The organism is Nesterenkonia sandarakina (assembly GCF_013410215.1).
Taxonomy (GTDB): Bacteria; Actinomycetota; Actinomycetes; order Actinomycetales; family Micrococcaceae; genus Nesterenkonia; species Nesterenkonia sandarakina.
Genome location: NZ_JACCFQ010000001.1, coordinates 1,062,676 through 1,083,325, shown reverse-complemented (window position 1 = coordinate 1,083,325; position 20,650 = coordinate 1,062,676). Strand labels below are relative to the sequence as shown.

The 20,650-nt window shown below is 69.0% G+C and carries 25 protein-coding genes and 1 tRNA gene; 7 read left to right on the top strand and 19 right to left on the bottom strand.

Annotated elements, in window-relative coordinates; genetic code table 11:
• Nucleotides 1-139: 139 nt before the first annotated feature.
• Nucleotides 140-1,897: an alpha/beta-hydrolase family protein gene (locus tag HNR11_RS05145; protein ID WP_179441410.1), complete on the top strand. Its 1,758-nt coding sequence runs from the start codon at nucleotides 140-142 to the stop codon at nucleotides 1,895-1,897.
• Nucleotides 1,898-1,900: 3 nt separating this feature from the next.
• Here HNR11_RS05145 and HNR11_RS05140 read toward each other — a convergent pair whose 3' ends face one another.
• Nucleotides 1,901-2,266, bottom strand: a complete 366-nt coding sequence (locus HNR11_RS05140) for a universal stress protein (RefSeq protein ID WP_179441409.1) — start codon at nucleotides 2,264-2,266, stop codon at nucleotides 1,901-1,903.
• 264 nt (nucleotides 2,267-2,530) lie between these two features.
• Between HNR11_RS05140 and HNR11_RS05135 the strand changes: the two genes are divergently transcribed.
• The 3 genes from HNR11_RS05135 to tctA are packed head-to-tail and all read left to right on the top strand — an operon-like array spanning nucleotide 2,531 to nucleotide 5,647.
• Nucleotides 2,531-3,547, top strand: coding sequence for a tripartite tricarboxylate transporter substrate binding protein (locus HNR11_RS05135; protein ID WP_179441408.1), 1,017 nt, complete (start codon nucleotides 2,531-2,533; stop codon nucleotides 3,545-3,547).
• 8 nt (nucleotides 3,548-3,555) lie between these two features.
• Complete coding sequence (locus tag HNR11_RS05130) at nucleotides 3,556-4,140, top strand: tripartite tricarboxylate transporter TctB family protein (protein ID WP_179441407.1); 585 nt, start codon at nucleotides 3,556-3,558, stop codon at nucleotides 4,138-4,140.
• 1 nt (nucleotide 4,141) lies between these two features.
• Nucleotides 4,142-5,647, top strand: a complete 1,506-nt coding sequence (gene tctA, locus HNR11_RS05125) for a tripartite tricarboxylate transporter permease TctA (RefSeq protein WP_179441406.1) — start codon at nucleotides 4,142-4,144, stop codon at nucleotides 5,645-5,647.
• A 9-nt stretch (nucleotides 5,648-5,656) separates the two neighbouring features.
• On the opposite strand, the gene HNR11_RS05120 is transcribed toward tctA, so the two are convergent.
• The 15 genes from HNR11_RS05120 to HNR11_RS05055 form a co-directional block, all read right to left on the bottom strand.
• The gene (locus tag HNR11_RS05120; protein WP_179441405.1) at nucleotides 5,657-6,205 is read right to left on the bottom strand and encodes an AbrB family transcriptional regulator; all 549 of its coding nucleotides are present in this window, start codon (nucleotides 6,203-6,205) and stop codon (nucleotides 5,657-5,659) included.
• Between the two features lie 13 nt (nucleotides 6,206-6,218).
• Nucleotides 6,219-6,767, bottom strand: coding sequence for an AbrB family transcriptional regulator (locus tag HNR11_RS05115; protein WP_343050593.1), 549 nt, complete (start codon nucleotides 6,765-6,767; stop codon nucleotides 6,219-6,221).
• A gap of 16 nt (nucleotides 6,768-6,783) precedes the next feature.
• Nucleotides 6,784-6,963: a glycerophosphodiester phosphodiesterase family protein gene (locus HNR11_RS14250; protein WP_343050592.1), complete on the bottom strand. Its 180-nt coding sequence runs from the start codon at nucleotides 6,961-6,963 to the stop codon at nucleotides 6,784-6,786.
• Nucleotides 6,960-7,550 (bottom strand): glycerophosphodiester phosphodiesterase, encoded by a 591-nt coding sequence (locus HNR11_RS05110; RefSeq protein ID WP_343050591.1) that lies wholly within the window; start codon nucleotides 7,548-7,550, stop codon nucleotides 6,960-6,962. The genes HNR11_RS14250 and HNR11_RS05110 overlap by 4 nt, the downstream gene beginning before the upstream one ends.
• Nucleotides 7,551-8,507 carry an HAD family hydrolase gene (locus tag HNR11_RS05105; protein ID WP_179441404.1) on the bottom strand — a complete coding sequence of 319 codons (957 nt, stop codon included), beginning with the start codon at nucleotides 8,505-8,507 and terminating at the stop codon, nucleotides 7,551-7,553. It lies immediately after the preceding gene.
• 4 nt (nucleotides 8,508-8,511) lie between these two features.
• Nucleotides 8,512-9,504: a PfkB family carbohydrate kinase gene (locus HNR11_RS05100; RefSeq protein ID WP_179441403.1), complete on the bottom strand. Its 993-nt coding sequence runs from the start codon at nucleotides 9,502-9,504 to the stop codon at nucleotides 8,512-8,514.
• Between the two features lie 28 nt (nucleotides 9,505-9,532).
• On the bottom strand, nucleotides 9,533-10,774 hold the full coding sequence (gene moeB / locus HNR11_RS05095; protein WP_179441402.1) for a molybdopterin-synthase adenylyltransferase MoeB: 1,242 nt from the start codon (nucleotides 10,772-10,774) through the stop codon (nucleotides 9,533-9,535).
• Between the two features lie 13 nt (nucleotides 10,775-10,787).
• Nucleotides 10,788-11,597 (bottom strand): thiazole synthase, encoded by an 810-nt coding sequence (locus HNR11_RS05090; protein ID WP_179441401.1) that lies wholly within the window; start codon nucleotides 11,595-11,597, stop codon nucleotides 10,788-10,790.
• A 12-nt stretch (nucleotides 11,598-11,609) separates the two neighbouring features.
• Nucleotides 11,610-11,849 (bottom strand): sulfur carrier protein ThiS, encoded by a 240-nt coding sequence (gene thiS, locus HNR11_RS05085; protein WP_058887947.1) that lies wholly within the window; start codon nucleotides 11,847-11,849, stop codon nucleotides 11,610-11,612.
• 117 nt (nucleotides 11,850-11,966) lie between these two features.
• Nucleotides 11,967-13,358 carry an FAD-dependent oxidoreductase gene (locus HNR11_RS05080; RefSeq protein WP_179441400.1) on the bottom strand — a complete coding sequence of 464 codons (1,392 nt, stop codon included), beginning with the start codon at nucleotides 13,356-13,358 and terminating at the stop codon, nucleotides 11,967-11,969.
• A gap of 2 nt (nucleotides 13,359-13,360) precedes the next feature.
• Nucleotides 13,361-13,431, bottom strand: a tRNA-Gly gene (locus HNR11_RS05075).
• A gap of 115 nt (nucleotides 13,432-13,546) precedes the next feature.
• Nucleotides 13,547-14,002: an Asp23/Gls24 family envelope stress response protein gene (locus tag HNR11_RS05070; RefSeq protein WP_179441399.1), complete on the bottom strand. Its 456-nt coding sequence runs from the start codon at nucleotides 14,000-14,002 to the stop codon at nucleotides 13,547-13,549.
• Complete coding sequence (locus HNR11_RS05065) at nucleotides 13,992-14,390, bottom strand: hypothetical protein (RefSeq protein ID WP_179441398.1); 399 nt, start codon at nucleotides 14,388-14,390, stop codon at nucleotides 13,992-13,994. The genes HNR11_RS05070 and HNR11_RS05065 overlap by 11 nt, the downstream gene beginning before the upstream one ends.
• A complete protein-coding gene (locus HNR11_RS05060; RefSeq protein ID WP_179441397.1) occupies nucleotides 14,383-14,892 on the bottom strand; it encodes a hypothetical protein in 510 nt (169 codons plus the stop codon). Before HNR11_RS05060 ends, HNR11_RS05065 begins: the two co-directional genes overlap by 8 nt.
• Complete coding sequence (locus HNR11_RS05055; protein WP_179441396.1) at nucleotides 14,889-15,473, bottom strand: RNA polymerase sigma factor; 585 nt, start codon at nucleotides 15,471-15,473, stop codon at nucleotides 14,889-14,891. The genes HNR11_RS05060 and HNR11_RS05055 overlap by 4 nt, the downstream gene beginning before the upstream one ends.
• Nucleotides 15,474-15,585: 112 nt before the next feature.
• Here HNR11_RS05055 and HNR11_RS05050 point away from each other — a divergent pair, with 112 nt between their 5' ends.
• From HNR11_RS05050 to thiE, 3 genes are all read left to right on the top strand, one after another.
• Nucleotides 15,586-16,197 carry a malonic semialdehyde reductase gene (locus HNR11_RS05050; protein ID WP_179441395.1) on the top strand — a complete coding sequence of 204 codons (612 nt, stop codon included), beginning with the start codon at nucleotides 15,586-15,588 and terminating at the stop codon, nucleotides 16,195-16,197.
• A 168-nt stretch (nucleotides 16,198-16,365) separates the two neighbouring features.
• A complete protein-coding gene (locus tag HNR11_RS05045) occupies nucleotides 16,366-16,920 on the top strand; it encodes a type 1 glutamine amidotransferase domain-containing protein (protein ID WP_179441394.1) in 555 nt (184 codons plus the stop codon).
• 195 nt (nucleotides 16,921-17,115) lie between these two features.
• The gene (gene thiE, locus HNR11_RS05040) at nucleotides 17,116-17,844 is read left to right on the top strand and encodes a thiamine phosphate synthase (RefSeq protein WP_179441393.1); all 729 of its coding nucleotides are present in this window, start codon (nucleotides 17,116-17,118) and stop codon (nucleotides 17,842-17,844) included.
• Here thiE and HNR11_RS05035 read toward each other — a convergent pair.
• From HNR11_RS05035 to HNR11_RS05025, 3 genes are all read right to left on the bottom strand, one after another.
• Nucleotides 17,741-18,649, bottom strand: a complete 909-nt coding sequence (locus tag HNR11_RS05035; RefSeq protein ID WP_246310322.1) for a LysR family transcriptional regulator substrate-binding protein — start codon at nucleotides 18,647-18,649, stop codon at nucleotides 17,741-17,743. The genes thiE and HNR11_RS05035 overlap by 104 nt on opposite strands.
• 65 nt (nucleotides 18,650-18,714) lie before the next feature.
• A complete protein-coding gene (locus HNR11_RS05030) occupies nucleotides 18,715-20,130 on the bottom strand; it encodes a TRAP transporter large permease (RefSeq protein WP_179441391.1) in 1,416 nt (471 codons plus the stop codon).
• A complete protein-coding gene (locus tag HNR11_RS05025) occupies nucleotides 20,127-20,645 on the bottom strand; it encodes a TRAP transporter small permease subunit (RefSeq protein WP_179441390.1) in 519 nt (172 codons plus the stop codon). Before HNR11_RS05025 ends, HNR11_RS05030 begins: the two co-directional genes overlap by 4 nt.
• Nucleotides 20,646-20,650: the final 5 nt, after the last annotated feature.

Sequence of the window (20,650 nt, the reverse complement as noted above, 5' to 3'; positions counted from 1 at the left end):
GGGTGAGGCTCACCGGGGTTGAAGCGGGCACTGCCGCAACGGGCCCGACAGGCCTAGACTTCGCTCACGGATCGACCTGCTGGGCTGGAAGCTCCTGGTCCAGGGCCGCGCCGAGGTGGTTCACGAGAGGCGGGACGACATGGCGGGGTTCTCCGCGCGCGGCGCTGAGTTTCTGCGAGCGCACCTGATCAACCTGATCCTTGCCCTGGCCCTGGCGTCCCTCGCGCTGACCCCCTCCCTGGTGCCCCGCCCCACGGTCTTCCAGGGGGTCATGGCGGGGCTGTGGTTCATGATCGGCTTCCAGCTCGGGTTCGCGGTGCGTGCCGCAGCGCGGATCCTCGCCCGGCGTGTGCACGGTGGGCGGTCAGCCTCCGGGGCGGCAACGGATCCACCTGCCGGGACCAGCCCGGCTGCGCAGAGCAGCCGGTCGCCGCTTCGCGCGGCGGGCCTGGCCGCTGCCATCGGGGTGGGGTTCTTGGTCTATGTGCTCGGTTATGGGGCGCTCGTGGTGTCCTGGCAGAACGAGGTCCGCGCACTGGTGGAGATGGAACCGGTCGACGGCGCCGGACACCTCGCGTTCCTGATCAGCATGTTCACCACGTTGCTGCTGCTCTTCGGCATCGTCCGGGGGATCAGGGCGCTGCGGCAGGCGGCGGGTGCTCAGGTGGCTCGCCGCGGCGGATCCCTCCGGCAGGCCCGCTGGGCCTCACATGCCACCGGCCTGGTGGCGGTCCTGGCGCTGGTCCTGGGACTTCTCGGCGGTGGGCTCGGCGTCGTCGCGGAGGTCTATCAGGACCGTGATGCGGCGACCCCCGAAGGCATCACCGCCCCGGTGCTCCCCGGCCGCTCCGGGGGCCCGGACTCCGCTCTGGCCTGGGACGGGTTGGGCCGGCAGGGACGAGCCTTCGCCGGCGGTGGCCCCAGCGCGGCGCAGATCAGCGCCGTGACCGGGACCGCTGCCCAGGAGCCGGTGCGGGTCTACGCGGGACTCTCCCAAGGTGCGGACCTCCACGCCCGCGCCGAGCTGGTCGTGGCGGAGCTCGAGCGCCACGGCGGGTTCGACCGCGAGGTGCTGCTTCTGGCCACACCCACCGGCTCGGGCTGGCTCGAGCCGCAGGCGATCGCGGCCCTGGAGTACCTCTACGCCGGGGACGTCGCCAGCGCGTCGATGCAGTACTCGACCCAGCCCAGCTGGGTCTCCTTCCTGTTCGATCCCGAGCTCCCGGAAGACTCCAGCCGGGCGCTCTTCGAGGCCGTGCACGAGCGCTGGCGGGAGCTGCCCGAGGCGGAGCGGCCCAGACTGGTGGTCTACGGGCTGAGCCTCGGGGCGCTGGGCATGTCCGGCAGCTTCGAGGACCTCGATGACCTGCTGGCCCGCACCGACGCGGCCCTGTTCACCGGGCCTCCGTCGAACACCGAGCCCTGGGCCACCCTGCAGGCGAACCGGGACCCGGGCAGCCCGGTCTGGCAGCCCGTCTACCGGGAGGGCGAGCAGGTGCGCTGGCAGTCCAAGCCCGGTGACTTCGCCGCGCTCGGCGGGGCCTGGCAACAGCCGCGCCTGGGCTACCTCCAGCACGCCACCGATCCGATCACCTGGTTGGACCCTGCGGTGATCCTGAGGTCCCCGGAATGGCTCCAGGGGCCTTCAGCCGCCGGGGGCCGCGGCCCCGACGTCAGCGATTCGATGCGCTGGATCCCGGGGGTCACCTTCGCGCACCTGGTGGCGGACATGCTGGTCAGCGAGGCGGTCCCGCCGAGCCACGGCCATAACTTCGGCGACGTCGCCGTGGACGGGTGGGCGCAGGTGCTCCCCGGACATGGGCGCAGCCAGGCTGAGCTGGACGCGGTCCAGACCGTCGTCGAGCAGATCGACACCCAGAACCCGTCCTGGGAGTGAGGCTCAGCGGGGTTTCATGCCGGGTTTCACGCAGAGCACCGGGGTGTTGGCCTGCAGGATGATCTGCTGCGCCGCGGAGCCCATGATGAACTTGCTCGCCGGGGTGCGCTGCCGGATCCCGACCACGATCACCGAGGCCCCGGTGCGCTCGGCGGTGTCCAGGAGGTCCCCGATGCCGTCCTTGCCGCGCGCGTCCGGCTGCGCGTAGCTCTGCTGGACTCCGGCCTCGGCGGCAGTCTGCGGGGAGGGCTGCTCTCCGCTGAGCCCGAAGTAGAGCAGCTCTTCACCGCGTCGCGCCGCCTCCTGGAGCGCGTAGGCGTAGGCGGCCTGCCCCTCGGCGGTGTCGGTGCCGGCGACGAGAACGGTCATCAGGTGCTCCTTGGAGATCGAAGGTGGGGTCGAAGCGTGGGTCGAGGGGGTGTCTGAGAGGGCGCGAATGCGGTGTCGAAGATCCGCGCGATCCGCTGCAGCGACCACGAAGTGGAAGTCTGACCTCGGGACTGCAAGAGCGCTGCGCGACCTGTGTAGGATACCGCCCTATGGCGTGACACCGGTCACTGACGATCCGGTGCGCGCCGCACTACACGAGAGAGTCCGATCCGCAGTGACGCTGATCGGCGCCGAAGGGAACTGATGACCCAGCAGGCCATACCAGATGCCGCACCGCCATCGCGCACCAAGAAGATCCTCACCGGAGCATTCGCCGTCGTCGCAGTGGGCTGCGTGGCGGCCGCCTCGTTCTTCTCCATCCAGTCCGCCTCCGGGGGCACCGATGTGCGCGGGAACATGACGCTGATCGCACCGGCGGCGGCCGGCGGCGGCTGGGACACCTTCCAGCGGGAGCTGCAGCAGAGCCTGCAGACCAACGATCTGGTCAGCAACGTCCAGGTCATCAACGTGCCCGGGGCTGGTGGCACCATCGCCATCGGCAACGTCGCACAGCTGCCCGAGGCGAACAACCTGATGGTCGGCGGCACCGGGCAGATCGCGGCCCAGATCCAGTTCGACACCCCCTCCCGGCTCCAGGACGTCACCCCGGTGGCCAAGGTGCTCGAGGAGTACGACATCGTCGTGGTTCCGGCCGATTCACCCCACGAGACCATGGGAGACCTGGTCGAGGCGTGGCAGCAGGACCCCAGCGGCACGCCGTGGACCGGCGGCGGCTCCTTCGACCAGCTGGTGATGACCGAGATCGCTCTGGTCTCGGACATCGCGCCCAGCGAGACCACCTACATCCCCTCCGACGGTGGCGGCGAAGCGATCCAGGCGCTGCTCAACGGGACCGCCGTCGCCGCCGCGGGCGGCTTCGCTGATATGTACCCCCAGGTCGAGTCCGGCCGGCTGCGGGTGCTCGGGGTGGCCGCCGAGGAGCGCCTCGACGGGGTCGATGACATCCCGACCCTGGCCGAGGAGGGCTACGACGTGACCCTGACCAACTGGCGGGCGCTGTTCGCCCCGCCCAGCGCCACCGACGAGGAGGTCCAGGCCCTGACCGAGGTGATCGACGAGGCCGTTGAGACCCCGGAATGGAAGGCCACCGTGGAACGGAACTACTGGCGCGAGGCACCCCTGCAGGGCGAGGAGCTGGATCAGTACATCGCCGAGGAGACCGAGCGCATCGGCGGCCTGTTCGAGGAGATGGAACAGTGAGCGGCTCGATGCCAGCGTCCGCTGCGGCGCACGAGGAGCCCTCGGCCTCGGTCGGCTCCGGCGCGCCTGCCGAGAAGTCCGACCTGCCAGGCCCGGCCCCCGCCGGGGAAGGCACCTTCTGGTACGGGCGCTCCGGGCTGATCATGCCCGCCGTGATCGCCGGGTTCAGCCTCTACATCCTCATCGGGGTGGCGAGAATGGACGCCGGCGACGCCGATTTCCCGGGTCCGCAGTTCTTCCCCGGCATCCTCGGGGTGCTGGGACTGGTGCTGGCCGGGATCATCGCCCTGGGGGTGCTGCGGCACCCTGAGCACCCAGAGAACGCGTCCGGGCGGTCCTGGCGGTTCCACTCCGACTTCACAGCGCTGGGCTGGACGGTCGGGGGCTTCCTCGCCTTCGCCGTGCTGCTGCCCTGGCTGGGCTGGATCCTCGCCGGCGGGCTGCTGTTCTGGTGCGCCGCGCGCGGCTTCGGGTCCCGCCGGCCGCTCTTCGACGTGCTGGTGGGGCTGTTCATGAGCTCCGTGGTGTACCTGGCCTTCGGGGTCGCGCTGGGTCTGAACCTGCCCTCGGGCATCCTGGGAGGCGGTTTCTGAGATGGAATCACTGTCACTGTTGATGGAGGGGTTCGCCGGTGCGCTGACCCCCATGAATCTGCTCTGGGTCGTGGTGGGGTGTCTGCTGGGCACCGCCGTGGGCGTGATGCCCGGCCTGGGCTCCTCGATGGCGGTGGCGCTGCTGCTGCCGATGACCTTCGCCCTGGACCCGACGGCGGCGTTCATCCTCTTCGCCGGGGTCTACTTCGGTGGGCTCTTCGGCGACTCGACGATGGCGATCCTGATGAACACCCCGGGGCAGGCCTCCGCGATCGCCTCGACCTTCGAGGGCCACCGGATGGCCATGGACGGGCGGGCACCCCAGGCGCTGGCCACGGCGGCCATCGGCGCGTTCATCGGCGGGATCATCGCCTCGGCGATCGTGGTGTTCTTCGCCCCCACCTTGGCGGAGCTCTCCCGCTACTTCGGGCCGGCCGAGTACTTCGCGCTGGCGGTGTTCGCGTTCATCGCGACCTCTTCGGTGGTCTCCGACTCGGTGCCCAAGGGTCTGGCATCGCTGGTGCTGGGCCTGGGCATCTCCACCGTGGGCATCGACGCGGTCACCGGAACCCAGCGCTTCACCATGGGAGCTCCGCAGCTGTTCGAGGGAATCTCTCTGATCACCGTGACGGTGGCGATCCTGGCGCTGGGCGAGGTGTTCTACGTGGCCTCGCGGGCGCAGCGGGATCGTCGGGACCTGAAGACCCGGTCCGCCGGGCGGCCCTGGCTGAAGTGGGCGGAGTTCAAGGAGGCGGCTCCTGCCTGGGGCCGCGGCACCGCGATCGGGCTGCCGTTCGGCGTGATCCCGGTAGGCGGCTCCGAGGTGCCCACCTTCATGGCCTACGACGTGGAGCGCCGACTGGACCGGCGGCGTAGGTTCCCGATGTTCGGCAAGGGCGCCATCCGCGGCCTGGCCGCCCCGGAGGCCGCCGGGAACTCGACCACCGGCATGGCCATGGGGGCGCTGCTGGCCCTGGGGCTGCCGGTCTCGGCGACCGCGGCGATCATGCTCGCCGCCTTCCGGCAGTACGGCCTGCAGCCGGGGCCGCTGCTCTTCGACCGCAACCCCGATCTGGTGTGGGCGCTGCTGGCGAGCTTCTTCATCGCCATGGTGGTGCTGCTGATCATCAACCTGCCCTTCGCGCAGCTGTGGTCGAAGCTGCTGCTGATCCCGCAGCCCTATCTCTACGCCGGCATCACCTTGTTCTGCGGGCTGGGGGTCTTCGCCACCTCGGGGCGGGTCTTCGACCTGCTGCTGCTGCTGGGCATCGGCGTGCTCGGCTTCGGGATGCGACGCTACGGCTATCCCCTGGCCCCGCTGATGATCGGCATGGTGCTGGGGCCCCTGGCCGAGACCTCCATCCGAGACGCCCTGCTGTCCTCCGACGGCGACTACGCGGCACTGATCGACAGTCCGATCACCTTGTTCATCTACGGTCTGCTGGCCCTGGTGCTGGCGTTCACCGTGCGTGCCGCGGTGCGCAAGCGCAGTCGCCAGGACATCTGAACCGGTGGGTTAGGACGGGTCCGGCTCGGGCCCGTCCTGCCCGGTGACCCAGCGTCGCTGGATCCGCACGGCGGCCCAGAGCACCAGGGGAAGGCTGAGCAGCACGGTGAAGAGCCGCACCATATGAGCACCGATGATCACCGCGCCGTCATGGCCCAGTGCCACCCCGGCGGTCACCATCTCCCCCACACCGCCTGGCATCAGCGAGAGCATCGCCTCCGCCGGGTCGAGGATGCCTAGCACCGCGAACATCCAACCGAAGAGCACACCCGCCGCGAGGACGGCCGCGACGGCCAGGGTGCCGGGGGCGAGGAAGCGTCTGAACTGGGCGAAGGTGTCCGGGGCGATCGTGGCGCCAATGGCCGTGCCCACCAGCAGCTGGGCGAAGAGCACGATCAGATCCGGGACCTGCACCGCCAGGCCGAAACCGAGGTTCACGGCAGCGGCTCCCACCAGACCGCCGGTGATCGGCCACAGCGGGATCCGACAGCCGCGGAAGATCAGCGCGGCGGCGGCGGACCCGGCGATCACCGCGAGCAGTGCGGGCAGCTCCGTCATCGGGTCACCGTCCTCATGAGAGCACCAGCAGCAGGATCGGCAGGATCACCAGCACCAGGGAGAAGAGCCGGACCGCGTGGACGCTGAGCACCACCGCGACCTGCGCGCCCTTGTCGATCGCGATCGAGGTCACCTCGGCGAGCCCTCCCGGAGTCACCGCCAGCACTGCGGTGACCGGGTCCACCTGGTAGCGCGACATCAGCACCGTGATGAAGATCAGGTTCAGCGCGGTCAGACCCAGATAGGCCAGCACGACGGGCAGGGCGATCGCCGCGGTGTTCAGCAGCGAATCCACGGTGAGCAGGACCCCTGCGGCGAGACCGACGGTGACCAGACCGATCTGGCGTGCCAGGATCGGCAGTCGCGTCGGTTTCATCCGGCGGGTCCAGGGTTGGTTGACCAACGCCGATCCGATGATGCTTCCGATCAGCATCCCTGCCGGGACCCCGAGGAGCTCGAGGGCGGAGCCGACGCTCACCCCGCCCAGCAGCAGCTTCACGACCCCCCACAATCGCAGTCCTCGGGACTCAGCACCCCGGGACTGAGCACCCCGGGCGGTCACGACTTCCTCGCCCGGCTCAGCGCTGCGGCCAGACGGAGCGTTCTCGCATGACCTCGGCGAGCGCCTCGGCGTCGTCGGTCATCAGACCGTCCACTCCCATGTCCAGCAGCTCGTGCATCTGACGGGGATCGTCCACCACCCACACGTGGACCTGCAGCCCCGCCCGGTGACAGCGCTGCACGAAGCGTGGCGTCACGACGCGAAGCCTGCCCTGGGAGATCGGGACCTGGACACAGTCGATCTCGGTGAGGCGCCCGAGGTCGCGATCGGCCGGGTGAGCCGACTCTGCACGTGGTGCCGGCGGGCATCGTTGAAGCTCGCGGCGAGCACCCGGTCATGCGCCTGATGCTTCTCGATGAGCCGCACGAACTCTCCCACCGCGGCCGCGTCCTTGAGGTCCACGTTGAGGTGCACGTCTTCGAAGGCGCTCAGCAGCTCCTCGAAGCGCACCATCGGTTCGGCCAGCTCGTCTTCGGCGCCGACGCGCAGCCCGGCGAGCTCTTCCCAGGTCTTCTCGCTCACGGGGCCGCTGCCGGTGGTGGTGCGATCAAGCTCTTCGTCGTGGAAGACCACCAGGGTCCCGTCGGCGCAGGTGCGCACGTCGACCTCGAGGTAGCGGTATCCCAGCTCCACCGCCCGGCGGAAGGCGCCCATGGTGTTCTCCCGGCGCGGATCCGCGCCTCGGTGGGCGAAGGCCAGAGGCCGGTGGTGCAGCGGGCCCGGGCGGGTGTTCAGCAGGTACGCCACGTCCCGGTAGGGGTGCCTACGGTAGGGCCGGGTCATCTAGAGCTCCCCGGCGAGCAGCTTCTCGATCACCTGCGCGACGCCGTCCTCGTCGCAGGAGGCTGCGGTGTGGTTCGCGGCCGTACGGGCCAGCGGATGGGCGGATCCGACGGCCCAGGAGGTCCCGGCCCAGCGCAGCATCTCGATGTCATTGGGCATGTCCCCGAAGGCGATCACGCGTTCCCGCTCGATCTCCAGGGACGCGGCGTAGCGGGCCAGGCCGGCGGCCTTGTTCACCCCGGGGGCGGAGAGCTCCAGCAGACTGATCCCCGGTGCCGAGTGCGTGACGGTGAGCAGGTCGCCGACCTTTTCCTGGACCCGGCCGAGGAACTCATCCGGGGCCATGGTGTCGGTCTTGCACAGCAGTTTGACCACCCGGTCGGTGACATGGGCGCTGGTGACATCGCTGCCCGGGGTCTGCGCCGCGTCGGTGAGCCCGTCACGTTCCAGGGTCTCATCCAGGGGCCCGAGACGCAGGTCCTCCTCCGTGACGCCGGCGGCCCGGCGGCGGTCCTCCTCGAAGAACAGCGAGCCGGCGATGAAGGGCTCCTCCATGTGCAGGTGCTGCAGGGTCTCTGCGGCGAAGGAGGCTTGCGGATCGATCTGGGCGATCATGTCCTTCACGCTGAACAGCGCCTCGGCGTTCAGCGCGGACTCGTGGATCAGCCGGTCCGCGGCGAGGTCATAGATCACCGCACCGTTGGAGGCGATCACGGTGCCCAGGGCGCCGAGGGTCTGGCTGATGTGCTTGAGCCAGCGCACCGGCCTGCCGGTGACCAGCACGACCTGGACCCCGGCCGCCTGGGCCGCCTGGAAGGCGTCGACGGTGCGGGTCGAGACGGAGCCGGAGTGGGTGTGGGTGTAGCTGAGGATGGTCCCGTCGATATCGCTGGCGATCAGGTGGACCGGGCCTGCGGCGAGCGAAGGGACGGGGGCGCGGGAGGAGAGCTCGGTCATCGGCTCAGCTCTCGAGGGCCTGGGTGAGCTCCTCTGCGGTGGGCGGCTGGGCGCCGAATCGCGAGGAGTTGATCGCGGCGGCGCGCGCGGCGGTGCGCAGCACGGTGCCCAGCTGTTCGGTGCTGATCTCGCGCAGCGCGGCTCGTCGTGAGGCGCCGAGCAGGTGCATCCCGCGCAGCGTGGAGAGCGTGGCGGCCATGAAGGAGTCTCCGGCGCCGACCGTGTCGGCCACTTCGATGGAAAAGGCCTCCTGCTCGGCGAAACCTGCCCGGGTCAGTCCCATAGCCCCTGAGGGTCCGCGGGTCACGGTGACCAGGGCGGGGCCCATCTCGAGCCAGGCCTCCATGGTCTCGCGGTGGCTGCGCTCGGGGTAGAGCAGGTCCAGATCATCGGTGGAGGCCTGGATGACGTCGGCCCGGGCGATGAACTCCTCGGCCTGGCGGCGGGCCTCCTCGCGGTTGGGCACCAGCGTGGGGCGGTAGTTCGGGTCATAGGAGATGGTCGCGACCGTCCGTGCCCGGTCCAGCACGCCCTTGACCGTCTCGGCGCCGGGCTGGAGCATGGCCCCGATCGACCCGGTGTGCAGGTGCTCCAGCGGGCCGGACTCGGGGGCAGCCTCTGCCGCGGCGTCGGGCTTCGCCTCCCGGGCCAGGTCGCAGAACTTCTGCTCCAGTTCGGCGGCGCTGGGAAGCGTCCAGTCCAGGGTGAACTCGTAGCTGGCCTGCCCGGTGGGGTCCAGGGTGGCCCGAGCGACGGAGGTCGGGGAGGCGTCGGCGTCGAGCAGGGCGGTGATGCCCTGGGCGCGCAGACTGCGCGCGATCATCCGTCCGTAGTCATCGTCCCCGCGGCGACCGGCGAAGACCACGTCGTGCTCCAGCCGGGCGAGCCCGACCGCGACGTTGAACGGCGATCCCCCGACGTGCGCCTTGGGGGCAGATGTCTCCGAATGGACGACATCTACCAAGCATTCACCGATGACCGCCAGGTATGCACTCACCCCACTAAACTACCGCACCCCGCGAGGCTCAGAGCTGTTTATAAAGTTCGTAGCCTCCGATGAGGTTGCGCAGCTGCGCCTGCGGGTGGCGCTGGCGCAGCACTTCCAGCGCCTGCCGGGAGCGGACCCCGACCTTGCAGTAGAGCACCACGGGCTTCTCCGCGCCGGCGTCGAGACCGGCGACCCCGGCGTCGTCCTGGTGCAGAGTCCCCAGCGGGATGTTCACCGCACCTTCGATGGTGCCCAGCTGGTGCTCCCAGGGCTCCCGGACGTCCACTATGCCTCCGATGCGCCCAGCCTCCATGAGGGTCCGGAGCTCCCGGGGTGTGAGCTCATCGGCCAGCTTGGGGTCCCCGGTGAAGGGGTTGAAGTCGAGGTCCTCGACGGCGTCCGGGCCGGATTCCGGGACCGGGTGCGGTTCGGCCGCCGGTGACGTTTCATCCGCAGGGTGCGGTGCAGCCGCGGGAGCCTCGGGGCTGAACCCGCCCAGTCCGGCGACGTCGGCGCCGATGCTGGTCACCGGGACTCGATCCGGGTCCGGGTGCAGGCTGACCTCGCGGAAGCTGGCGTCCAGCGCGTCATAGATCAGCACCCGTCCCAGCAGGCTGCGACCGATCCCGGTGAGGAACTTGATGGTCTCGGTGGCCATGATCGAGCCGATCACCCCGGGCAGCACGCCGAGCACGCCGGCCTGGGCGCAGGTGGGGACCTCCCCGGCGTCGGGGGCTTCGGGGTAGAGGTCGCGGTAGGTGGGTCCGTGTCCGGCCCAGAACAGGCTGACCTGCCCGGCGAAGCGCAGGATCGAGCCGGAGACCATGGGCTTTCCCGCGATCTCGCAGGCATCGGCGACCACGTAGCGGGTCGCGAAGTTGTCCGAGCCGTCCACCACGATGTCCGCCTCGGCGATGTGTTCCAAGGCGTTGGCGGCGGTGATCGGTTCCCGGTGTTCGTGGATGACCACCTCGGGGTGGAGTCCGCGCATCGCCGCAGCGGCGGAGGCAGTCTTGGGCTCACCGATGCTGGTCTCGGAGTGGATCACCTGGCGGTGCAGGTTGGAGCGGTCGACGACGTCGTGGTCGATCACCTCGATGGTGCCGACCCCGGCGGCGGCCAGGTAGGTCAGGATCGGTGCGCCGAGACCCCCGGCGCCGATGACCACCACCCGGGAGTTCAGCAGCTTCGCCTGGGCCTCGATGCCGAAGCCGTCGAGGGAGAAGTGCCGCTGGAACCGTTCCATCTGGGTGCGGGAGAACTGGGAGAGATCATTCATCGTGGCAGCTTCCTCAGGTGAGTTCGTCGATCGGGGAGATCCGGCCGTCAAAGGCGGAGGAGGCCTGGGCGTGCTCGCGCCGCGGGATCCGGCCGGAGCGGGCGGAGAGGTAGCCGGCGTGCACGGCCAGCCGCATCGCGGTGGCCATCTCGGTGGGGCGCTGCGCGCGGGTCACCGCGGAGGCGACCAGGACGGCGTCGCAGCCGAGCTCCATGGCCAGTGCGGCCTCGGAGGCGCTGCCGATCCCGGCGTCCAGGACCACCGGGATGCTGGCCCGGGAGGTGATCAGCTCGATGTTGTGCCGGTTCAGGATGCCCAGACCGGTGCCGATGGGCGCCCCCAGCGGCATCACCGCCGCGGCGCCGGCCTGTTCCAGGCGCAGCGCGACGGCCGGGTCATCGGAGGTGTAGACCATCGGGATGAAACCGCGGTCGGCCAGCTGCTCGGTGGCCTCCAGGGTCTCGATCACATCGGGGAGCAGCGTGTGCTCATCGGCGATGACCTCCACCTTGATCAGGTCGGTCTCCAGCGCCTCGCGGGCCAGCTCGGCGGTGAGCACCGTGTCCTTGACCGTGTAGCAGCCTGCCGTGTTGGGCAGGATGTCGATCCCGAGCCGCTGCAGCATGGAGAACACCGAGGTCTTGGTCTCCGGGCTGTATCGGCGCATCGCGACCGTGGTCAACGTGGTTCCCGAGGCCAGCAGGGCGCGTTCGAGCGCATCGAGGTCGGTGATGCCGCCGGTGCCCATGATCAAGCGGTTGGCCAGGGTGTAGCCGGCGATCTCGAGGGCGGGCAGATCTGCTGCGGGCGATGGTGTGGTCATGAGGCTCTCTTCTCAGCCGCCTTGCACGGCGGTGACGATCTCGATCTCTTCGCCCCCGGTCAGGGTGGTCGCGGCCCAGCGGCTGCGCGGGACGACGGCGGCGCCGATCGCGACGGCGACGCCGAGCCTGCCGCCGTCGGCGGGGGTTCCGTCGGGGTTCAGGGCGCGCCCGGTGGTCTGCGCGACGGCGTCCACCACCGTGGCCTGCTCGGGCAGCTTCACGTGTTCTTCATTGATGCGGACGGTGAGCATGGTTCTCCACGTCATCTGGTGCGGGTGGTCTTGGCACAACACGGCGTGGGCCAGGTGTGTTCCTGGTCCGGTGCAGGCCTCGGGCCAGCGAGTGCGGGCCGGGACCAGTCTAGTGAGTCAGTCCTGGTGCCGGGTGAGCCGCATGCTCGCCAGCAGCTGGCGGTCCTGAGCGCTGAGCCTGGCGGCCCGGTCGCCGGTCGACTCTAGCGGCTCTGACGGCTCTGACGGCCCTGGGCTCTGCAGTTCGGAATCCTGCAGCGCGGGATCCTGGGGCTCGGGATCCTGCAGCGCGAGATCCTGGGGCTCGGGATCCTGGGGCGCGAGATCCTGAGGAGCAGCGTGCAGCAGCGCGGCACCGAGCCTGGCGGCCAGCGGGGCGAGCAGGATTCCGTGCCGGGAGTACCCGGTGGAGACCACCAGTCCCGGGCGCAGCTGTCCCAGGTAGGGCCGCTCGTCAGGGGTGCCGGGGCGGGCGCGGGTGGTGACCTCGGTGAGCTCCATGTCCTTGACCCCTGGGAGCACGGCGACGGCGTCGGTGAGCAGCTCTTGGACGGATCCGGCGTGGGTGCCGGTGAGACCGTCCTCCCGGGAGGAGGCGCCGATCACCAGTCCGCCGTCGGCGCGCGGGACCAGGTAGACGGAGCGGCCGTTCACCTTCGCTCGGACCGTCGCGTCCAGGATGTGGGACTCCCCGGGCATCAGCTGGGCCGGGGTGACCTGCAGGCGCAGCACATCCCCGTGGATCGGACGCAGATCCAGCGGGCAGGTCTCTGGAAGCCCGGTGATCTCGGGGTAGCCGAGCCCGGGGATGAGCAGCACGGAGTCGAAGCGGTGCGCCGCGCCGTCGTCGGTGGTGACGCTGAAGCGCCGCGCCGGTCTTCCGCGCTCCCCGGGCGGGGCTGCGGCAGCGGACTCCTCGACAGCGGACTCCTCGACGGCGGTGACCGTGGCGGTGAGCCATCGGACCGGGGCTCCGGCCTCGGGGAACTGCTGCGCGTCCAGCTCCGCCTCAAGGGCGGCGCGGGCGGCGGCGACGAGCTGGCGCGGATCGATCTGGTGATCGCTGGGGACATCCCATCCCTTGGAGAGCCCCGGGGCGAGGCCCGGCTCACGACGGCGCAACGTGGAGCTGGTCAGTGCGGTGACCTCCATGCCGTGCTCGCGCTGGAGCACTGCCAGCTCGGCCACGGCGTCACGGTCGGAGCGGTCGGCGGCGATGAGCAGCGTGCCGTTCCCGCGATAGCCGGTGGGCACGTCAGTGGCGCGGGAGAGCGTGGCGAGGAACTGCGGGTACTCCGCACGGGACGCGGTCATGATCGGCCAGAGATCGTCCTGACCGTATTGGACCTCACTGATCGGGGCGAGCATGCCGGCGGCGGCCCAGGAGGCGTCCTGGGCGATGCTCGGAGAGATGACGGTGACGTCAGAACCGGTCAGACGCAGCTGCCAGGCGGTCAGCAGACCGATCACGCCGGCACCGATCACTGCGGTGTTCGCCCTGGTGTTCACAGAGCGGGCGACGGGAATCGAACCCGCGTCGTCTGCTTGGGAAGCAGAAGCTTTGCCATTAAGCTACGCCCGCATCTGGCCTGTTCCGGCCAGGCTTCGAGGTTACCAGGTGCGCCGAGTTCGCGCGCACACCCGGACGGACCTGGCCCGCGACATTCAGCCTGGAGCAGCGTCAGGGGTCCGGGCGTTCAGCGCAGCGCCCGGTCGACTTCCCCGGGCGGGTCCTCGTCACCGGGGATGTGGACGTCGGCGACCGTGATGTTGACCTCGACGACCTGAAGCCCGGTGCCATGTTCCACCGCTCGGACCACCTCGCGGCGGATCTTCCCGGCGACCTCGACGATCGGGGCCCCATAGTCGACGATGACGATCAGATCCACGGCCGCCTGCCGCTGACCGGTCTCCACTGCGACCCCGCCGCCAGCCTGCGTGCGAGAGCCCGGAATCCGCTCGGAGAGCGCATCGAAGGACCGACGTGCGGCGCTGCCCAGGGCGTGGACCCCGGGCACCTGGCGGGCGGCAAGTCCAGCAAGCTTGCGCACCACGATCTCCTCGACCGTGGTGACGCCCCGATCGGTGACCAGCGGACTCGGAGCGCTCCCGGTTGCTGAGCCAGCAGCGGTGGCAGCGCCCTCAGCGGGCATCGGAGACACCCATCACGCGCACCCTGACCTGCACTGCCTCCGCACCCGCGGGCAGCTCCTGATGCATCAGCGCCTGGATCGCGGCGTTGACATCATCGACCACGACACCGGCAGGGCGGCTGCCGTCGGTGTAGAGGTCGACGTAGACGACGACGCCGGCGGGCTCCCTGACGATGTCCACCCCGGTGGCGGGCGTCGCGTCGGCTTTGAGCAGTCGCTGCGCGGCGGCGGTGAGCACCTGCCGGAAGCTCGGCACCAGGCGCGCCACTCCCGGGACGGAGGAGACCGACTCCACGACCGCGGCTTCCAAGGCTGAGCGGTCACTGTGCCCAGCACTGTCCTGGGATGCGCCACCGTCCTGCGGGGCGCCGCTGCTGATGTCACTCATCGTGGATGTCCTCTACGACCAGGTCCACATACCCGGCTCGCACGCCGATGATCAGCTCGATCCGTTCTGCGATTCGAGCTCGCAGCCGCGGAGCGAACTCGATCAGCGACTGTCCGGCAGACATCGTGAAGGTGACTCGCAGGTCGAGCGGGGCGCCCGGCGCGCTCTCCGAGAGGACCTTGACCCTGCGGGCGCGCAGACCAGGTTCCGCGTCCACCGCGGCGCGGACCTGAGCACGCAGTGAGGCGGTGGTCATGGCGTAGGGAAGACCAGCGGAGGAGTACAAGGACGTGCTGGGCCCTCGAGCTGCCTCGTCCTCGACGATGCTCATGATGCGAGCCTTCAACCCGGTGAGCTCCTCGCCGGCGGCGGTCTCGGTGCGACGGTAGTCATCGACCACGGTGCGCAGCCGGTCATAGCTCTCCAGGGCCTGCGCCTCGCTGATGTCATCGAAGACATCTTTCTCTGCGGGTTCGCGCGGGTCTGAGGGCGGCTGTGTCATGCCCATCCTTTCATTCCCTCGACGATGGCCAGGCGTGCGCGATGAATCCGTCCTCGCACGCTCCCTTCGGTCACGCCCAGCACCTCGGCGATCTCGGCGTAGGACTGGCCCTCGATCTCGTGGAGCAGCCAGGCGATCCGCTGCTCCGGGGAGAGGGTGACCAGCACTCGATCAAGCTCCCGCACCGCGGCGGAGGTCTCCGCCCGCTCCTCCACCGAGGGACCTGCCGCTGATTCTTCCACCATGTCAGCAGGATCAACAGCCTCGGTTCCGCGCGAGCGACGACGCCTCAGGAGATCCAGGCAGCCATTGCTGGCAAGCCGGAAGACCCAGGCCTTGAACGCTGAGGGCTCATCGAGTGTGTCCAGTCGGCGCCAGGCCGTGAGGAACGTGTCCTGAACGATGTCCTCAGCGTCGGCGCGATGACGCAGCATGCGGATGCAGAGTCCGAGCAGTCGGGATTCATAACGGTCCACGAGCTGCTCGAATGCCACCAGGTCACCGTCCTGGGCGCGAGCGACAAGCGTGACCTCGTCGGGACCGGAGGGAACTGCCCCGGCGCCGGTGGTCTGGCGTGACATGGGCTCATAGTACACAGGCTCCGGGGAAGAACTGCGCAGGCCTCGACGTTGCTGTTCAGTGAAGCCGCACGCGGCATCTGCACGCGCACATCGACAAGCACGAGGAGTCCCCATGCCCACGGTGACTGCACCAGTGGACCGCCAGACCATACACCAACTCTTCGAGGGTCGCCATACCACGCACCTCTTCTCGGAAGGGACCGTGGACCTGGAGCTGATCCAGCAGGCCTACGAGGACGCCCGCTGGGCCCCGACCTCCATGAACTGCCAGCCGATGCGCCTGACGGTGCTGGAACCCGGGGAACGGCGCGACGCCGTCGTCGGACATCTCAAAGGCGACAACGGGGAGAAGACCTCCGCCGCACCGATCAGCGTGGTGCTCGCCTATGACCCGAACTGGCACGAGCACATGCCCACGCTGTACCCGCAGATGGACGGGCTCCGGGAGAAGTTCGCCCCACGGGTCGAATTCCGCGAAAAGATGGGCCGCGACAACGCCTACCTGCAGGCCGGGTATTTCATCCTGGCGCTGCGAGCGGTCGGGCTCGACGTCGGTCCGATGGGAGGACTCGACCCCGAGGGCGTGGACACCGAGGTCCACGCTGAGACCGGTTGGAAGACCCTGATGGTGCTCAACCTGGGACACGGCCCCAGCAGCGACGAGGCCGCCCAGTACCCGCGCGGCGAGCGGTTCGAGTTCGACCAGGCCTCCCAGGTCCTCTGACCCCGCGTTTCGCCGGTGCATCCAGTGTGCCCATCAGCAAGATCGCAGTTGATTTTCAGCGCGCGCACAGGAAGCATCCTGGGACCGATCAGCGCTGCGCACTATATTCCACAGGAGCAGATGACCCTGACGGGCCTGACCTGACCTTCGATCACAAGGAGCATCATCATGGCTGAGAACACCCCCCAGATCACCGGGAAGAACATCGCTCTGCTGGTCACCGACGGCGTGGAGCTGCCTGAGCTCAGCGAGCCGATCGCCGCCATCAAGGCGGCCGGCGGGACCCCCAGCATCGTCTCCCCCAACGAGCAGTCGCTGCAGGCGATGGAGGGCGACTGGACGCACTCGGAGCACTTCGACGTCGATGTCCAGCTGAGCGACGCCTCCGCCGGGGACTTCGACGGGCTGATCCTGCCCGGCGGCACCCTGAACGCGGACAGCCTGCGGATCGACGAAGCCGCCCAGCGCTTCGTCTCGGCGTTCTTCGAGGCGAAGAAGCCGGTGGCCGCAATCTGCCACGGCCCGTGGATCCTCACCGAGATCGACCAGGTCAAGGGTCGCCGGGTCACCAGCTTCCCGTCCCTGAAGACAGACCTGACCAACTCCGGAGCGGAATGGGTGGACGAGTCCGCCGTCGTCAGCGACGGCCTGGTGACCTCACGGACCCCCGACGACCTCGAGGACTTCAACCACGCGTTCCTGACGCTGGTGGCACAGGCCTGAGCCGAACGCTCCCCTGACCGGCCCCGGGCCAGATCTATCACGACGAAGCGGTCAGGACCCGAGAGGTCCTGGCCGCTTCTGCGTGCCCGGGGCCGCCAGTGCGGACTCAGGCATACCGAGGCTCTGAGCTTCACCTCTCCGGGTTCCGGCACGGAAGCAGGCACGGCGCTGCAGGGGTGCCCTAATGTAGGAGGCATGACTGAGAATGACACCATGGCACACACCCCGCACCCGAAACATCTGGGTCGTATGCGGCGGGAGCGCCTGTCTGGCTCGCGTCTCTACGTGTGCACAGACCTGCAGCGCTTCGTCACGCGCCCCGAGGCGGGTCCGGTGGATGAGCTCGACTTCGACGCGCTGCGCGAGTTCTATGTGGCGTGCTACACCGGCGGTGTGGACATCATTCAGGTCCGCGATAAGCAGGTGACCGTCCAGACCGAGATCGCCGCCTTGGTCCTGCTGCGCCAGGTGGCAGATGAGTACGGTGGGCTCTCGGCGGCCAATGATCGGGCCGACGTCGCGCTGATCACGGGGGTCGATGTCTTCCACGTCGGCCAGGAGGATCTGAGCACGCAAGAGGCTCGGCTGGTCCTGGGCGACGACGTCGTGATCGGACGCTCCTGTCAGACCATCGAGCAGGTGCGGGAGGCGGATTCTGACATCGGCCTGGACTATTACTGCACCGGACCGATCTGGGAGACACCTACGAAACCAGGACGGGCCGCCGTCGGTCTGGAGCTGCCGGCACAGGCGGCGCGGCTGGGAAGCCGGAAGACCTTCTTCGCCATCGGCGGGATCGATGCCAGCAACATCGGTGAGGTCACCGCGGCCGGCGCCGACCGCGTGGTGGTTGTCCGCGCCGTGACCCAGGCTTCGGACCCGACCGCGAGCGCCGAGGCGCTGCGCCAGCAGCTCCCCGCCTAGCACCGGACTTCGACTTCGGGTCTGTCTTCGACCTGGAGTCCGATGTCGACGCCTTCGAGGCCGACCTGGTCTCGGAGGCGGGGCTGATCTCGTTGCGCCCGCTGCCAGGCTTTCGCCCGCGCGCCACCCCGATGAACTCCTGGATCACCGGGCCATCGGCCTCCCGAAGCCAGGCCAGGCCCACGTCATAGCCCGGGACGCCCTGAACCTCTCGGATCACGATGTCCCGGCGGCTCAACATCCGCGCCACCGAGCTCGGCAGGATCACCAGACCGGTGCCCGCGGCGACGATCTCCAGCGCCATCCGCTCGCCCGCCGCCAGATCGACCCCGCGCTTGGGCGTGTGCACCGGATCCAGCTGCGCTGCGGGGTCTGGCTCAGCACCTTCCGAGGGCGGGACCGGAGCAGCGTCAGGGTCACGGTCGAGCTCGGGGTGCTCGGTCGCTGACTGATCCTCCCCCGGCGCGGAGATCTGGGCGCGCAGCTCTGCCGGATCGAGGAACGGCTCCGACGCGATCTCCTCCCAGGTCACCGAGGATTCAGCGGCTGCGACCCAGTGATCCCGGGAGGCACAGACCACCGGGGCCTCCCGGTAGAGCCAGACTCGGTGCAGATCCTCGCCGATTCCGGCCGCTGCACCCTCCGGGAACCGGATGTAGCCGACGTCGACGGTGCCGGCGCGGACCCGCTCCAGCTGGCCAGCCTCGTCGAAGCGCTCCACGCGCAGCGTGAAGTCGGGGTAGCGCTCTCTCCAGCGCGTCACCCACTTATCCGGCGTCGCCCCCGGAATCGCTCCCAATCTCATCGATCCAGTCTACGGAAGCTTCACTCACCGTAGGTCATATGAGCGGATAGTCACCCGCCCACTCCTCACTCTGCGGCGGAATACTCCGGCAGGAAGGTCACGATCTCCGGCACCATGATCAGCACAGCGACCACCACCACGTCAGCGATGATGAACGGGGCGATGCCACGGAAGATCGTGCCCAGTCCCGCCTCGGGCACCGAGCCTGAGTACACGAAGGCGTTCATGCCCACCGGCGGCGTGATGAGCGCCATCTCTGCCACCTTGACCACCAGGATGCCGATCCAGATCTCTTCGAACCCGTAGGCGCTGAGGATCGGGTGCAGCAACGGGGCTGCGATGAGGATCATCGAGACCCCGTCCAGGAACATGCCGAGCGGCAGCAGCAGCAACAGGCAGCAGATCAGGACCACGTAGGGGGACATGTCCGCGTCCACCACAGTGTCCACAAGGGCTCGGCTGACACCTGAGAAGGCCAGGAAGTAGGTGAAGACGCCTGCTCCGACCATCAGCAGGAAGGTCATCGCCGTCAGCCCCACCGCTTCGGTGAGTGAATCCCGGACCACGCTGAGCCATTTGGGCGGACGGGTCCGGATCAACAGGATCAGCAGAGCAGCCATGGCGCCGAAGGATGCCGCTTCGGTAGGAGTGGCGACACCCATATAGATGGTGCCGATCGAGACCAGGAAGATGACCGCCAGGAACAACAGCCCCATGACGTCGAAATTCGGCTTCTCCGGACGTGCTGCGGGGGAGGCCGGGAGACCAGCGGCACCCGGGCCGGTGACCTCAGAAGTATCGCTGCCGAGGTCGAGTCCTCGCGCATCCGAGGTGGAGACTCCCGTCTGAGTGCGTTTCTGCCGTCGACGACCGATCAGCACGAGCAGCACGATGGTGACGGCATAGGCCAGGATCGTCAACAGTCCTGGTCCGATGCCTGCCAGCAGCATCGGCCCGATGCTGACACCGGTGACCACCGCGTAGAGCACCAGAATGATCGATGGCGGAATCAGCACGCCCAGGGTGCCGCCGGCACACACCACACCTGCGGCAAGACGGATCCCGTATCCGGCCTTGAGGATCGCATCCGTTGAGACCCGCGCCATGGTCGCCACTGTGGCCACACTCGACCCGGTCACGGCCGCGAAGAACCCCGACCCAGTCAGCGATGCCAGGGCAGGTCCACCGGGGACCTTCACCAACGCCCGAGTGGCGGCGTCGAACCCCGCCTCGGCAAGTCTCGCGTGGACCGCGAAGACGCCCATCAGGATGAACAGCGGAATCACGGTCAACGTGTAGCTCGCCGCCGTGGAGTACGGCTGATTCGCCACCGTGCTGAGCGCCGCATCGGTGCTGAGCAGCATCACGATGCCCAGCGCGCCGGCGATCATCAACGAAAGCCCCACGTGAAGGCGGATCGCCAACAGGCCGAGGAAGGCGATCAGGACGACGATCAGTGCCACGATCGTTTCGGTCGTCATGCCTTCACTCCACTCTCGGGACGGGCTGCGCGCAGGGCGAGGAACTGGTGCAATTCTCGCCAGAGCGCGAGGATGAAGAACACGAGGAACGAGATCACCAAGATCAGCTTCCACGGGGCGGTGGCAAGGCCAAGCACACCGTTGGTGGTCTCGCCTCGCTGCACCGCCCCGAGGTATACCTCGCTCAGCCCGAGGATCAGCAGCGAGCCGACGCCCGCCAGCAGCAGAACGCGCAGCACCGAGAGCGCCAGCCGACCCAGCCGCGGAAGTCGCGCTTCGATGAGGCTCACTGACACGTGCTTGCCGGTGATCTCGGCAGCGCCGAGTCCCAGGAAGGCGACGGCCACCAGCAGCACGGTGGAGATCTCCACCGTGCCCAGGATGGAACGACCCTGGACGTTGCGGCTGACGACGTCAGCGACGGTCAGCAGCACGAGAGCCAGCAGGCAGAGGCCTGCCATGATGCTGAAGGCAGAGGCCACCCAGCGAGCTGGGCGTGGCAGTGAGGCGCTCATCGACT

Bases quoted from the DNA above. Each gene is read 5' to 3' on its own strand.
- HNR11_RS05145 (WP_179441410.1), top strand. From the start codon at position 140: ATGGCGGGGTTCTCCGCGCGCGGCGCTGAGTTTCTGCGAGCGCACCTG.
- HNR11_RS05140 (WP_179441409.1), bottom strand. From the start codon at position 2,266: ATGACCGTTCTCGTCGCCGGCACCGACACCGCCGAGGGGCAGGCCGCC.
- HNR11_RS05135 (WP_179441408.1), top strand. From the start codon at position 2,531: ATGACCCAGCAGGCCATACCAGATGCCGCACCGCCATCGCGCACCAAG.
- HNR11_RS05130 (WP_179441407.1), top strand. From the start codon at position 3,556: ATGCCAGCGTCCGCTGCGGCGCACGAGGAGCCCTCGGCCTCGGTCGGC.
- tctA (WP_179441406.1), top strand. From the start codon at position 4,142: ATGGAATCACTGTCACTGTTGATGGAGGGGTTCGCCGGTGCGCTGACC.
- HNR11_RS05120 (WP_179441405.1), bottom strand. From the start codon at position 6,205: ATGACGGAGCTGCCCGCACTGCTCGCGGTGATCGCCGGGTCCGCCGCC.
- HNR11_RS05110 (WP_343050591.1), bottom strand. From the start codon at position 7,550: ATGACCCGGCCCTACCGTAGGCACCCCTACCGGGACGTGGCGTACCTG.
- HNR11_RS05105 (WP_179441404.1), bottom strand. From the start codon at position 8,507: ATGACCGAGCTCTCCTCCCGCGCCCCCGTCCCTTCGCTCGCCGCAGGC.
- moeB (WP_179441402.1), bottom strand. From the start codon at position 10,774: ATGAATGATCTCTCCCAGTTCTCCCGCACCCAGATGGAACGGTTCCAG.
- HNR11_RS05090 (WP_179441401.1), bottom strand. From the start codon at position 11,597: ATGACCACACCATCGCCCGCAGCAGATCTGCCCGCCCTCGAGATCGCC.
- thiS (WP_058887947.1), bottom strand. From the start codon at position 11,849: ATGCTCACCGTCCGCATCAATGAAGAACACGTGAAGCTGCCCGAGCAG.
- HNR11_RS05070 (WP_179441399.1), bottom strand. From the start codon at position 14,002: ATGCCCGCTGAGGGCGCTGCCACCGCTGCTGGCTCAGCAACCGGGAGC.
- HNR11_RS05065 (WP_179441398.1), bottom strand. From the start codon at position 14,390: ATGAGTGACATCAGCAGCGGCGCCCCGCAGGACGGTGGCGCATCCCAG.
- HNR11_RS05060 (WP_179441397.1), bottom strand. From the start codon at position 14,892: ATGACACAGCCGCCCTCAGACCCGCGCGAACCCGCAGAGAAAGATGTC.
- HNR11_RS05055 (WP_179441396.1), bottom strand. From the start codon at position 15,473: ATGTCACGCCAGACCACCGGCGCCGGGGCAGTTCCCTCCGGTCCCGAC.
- HNR11_RS05050 (WP_179441395.1), top strand. From the start codon at position 15,586: ATGCCCACGGTGACTGCACCAGTGGACCGCCAGACCATACACCAACTC.
- HNR11_RS05045 (WP_179441394.1), top strand. From the start codon at position 16,366: ATGGCTGAGAACACCCCCCAGATCACCGGGAAGAACATCGCTCTGCTG.
- thiE (WP_179441393.1), top strand. From the start codon at position 17,116: ATGACTGAGAATGACACCATGGCACACACCCCGCACCCGAAACATCTG.
- HNR11_RS05035 (WP_246310322.1), bottom strand. From the start codon at position 18,649: ATGAGATTGGGAGCGATTCCGGGGGCGACGCCGGATAAGTGGGTGACG.
- HNR11_RS05030 (WP_179441391.1), bottom strand. From the start codon at position 20,130: ATGACGACCGAAACGATCGTGGCACTGATCGTCGTCCTGATCGCCTTC.
- HNR11_RS05025 (WP_179441390.1), bottom strand. From the start codon at position 20,645: ATGAGCGCCTCACTGCCACGCCCAGCTCGCTGGGTGGCCTCTGCCTTC.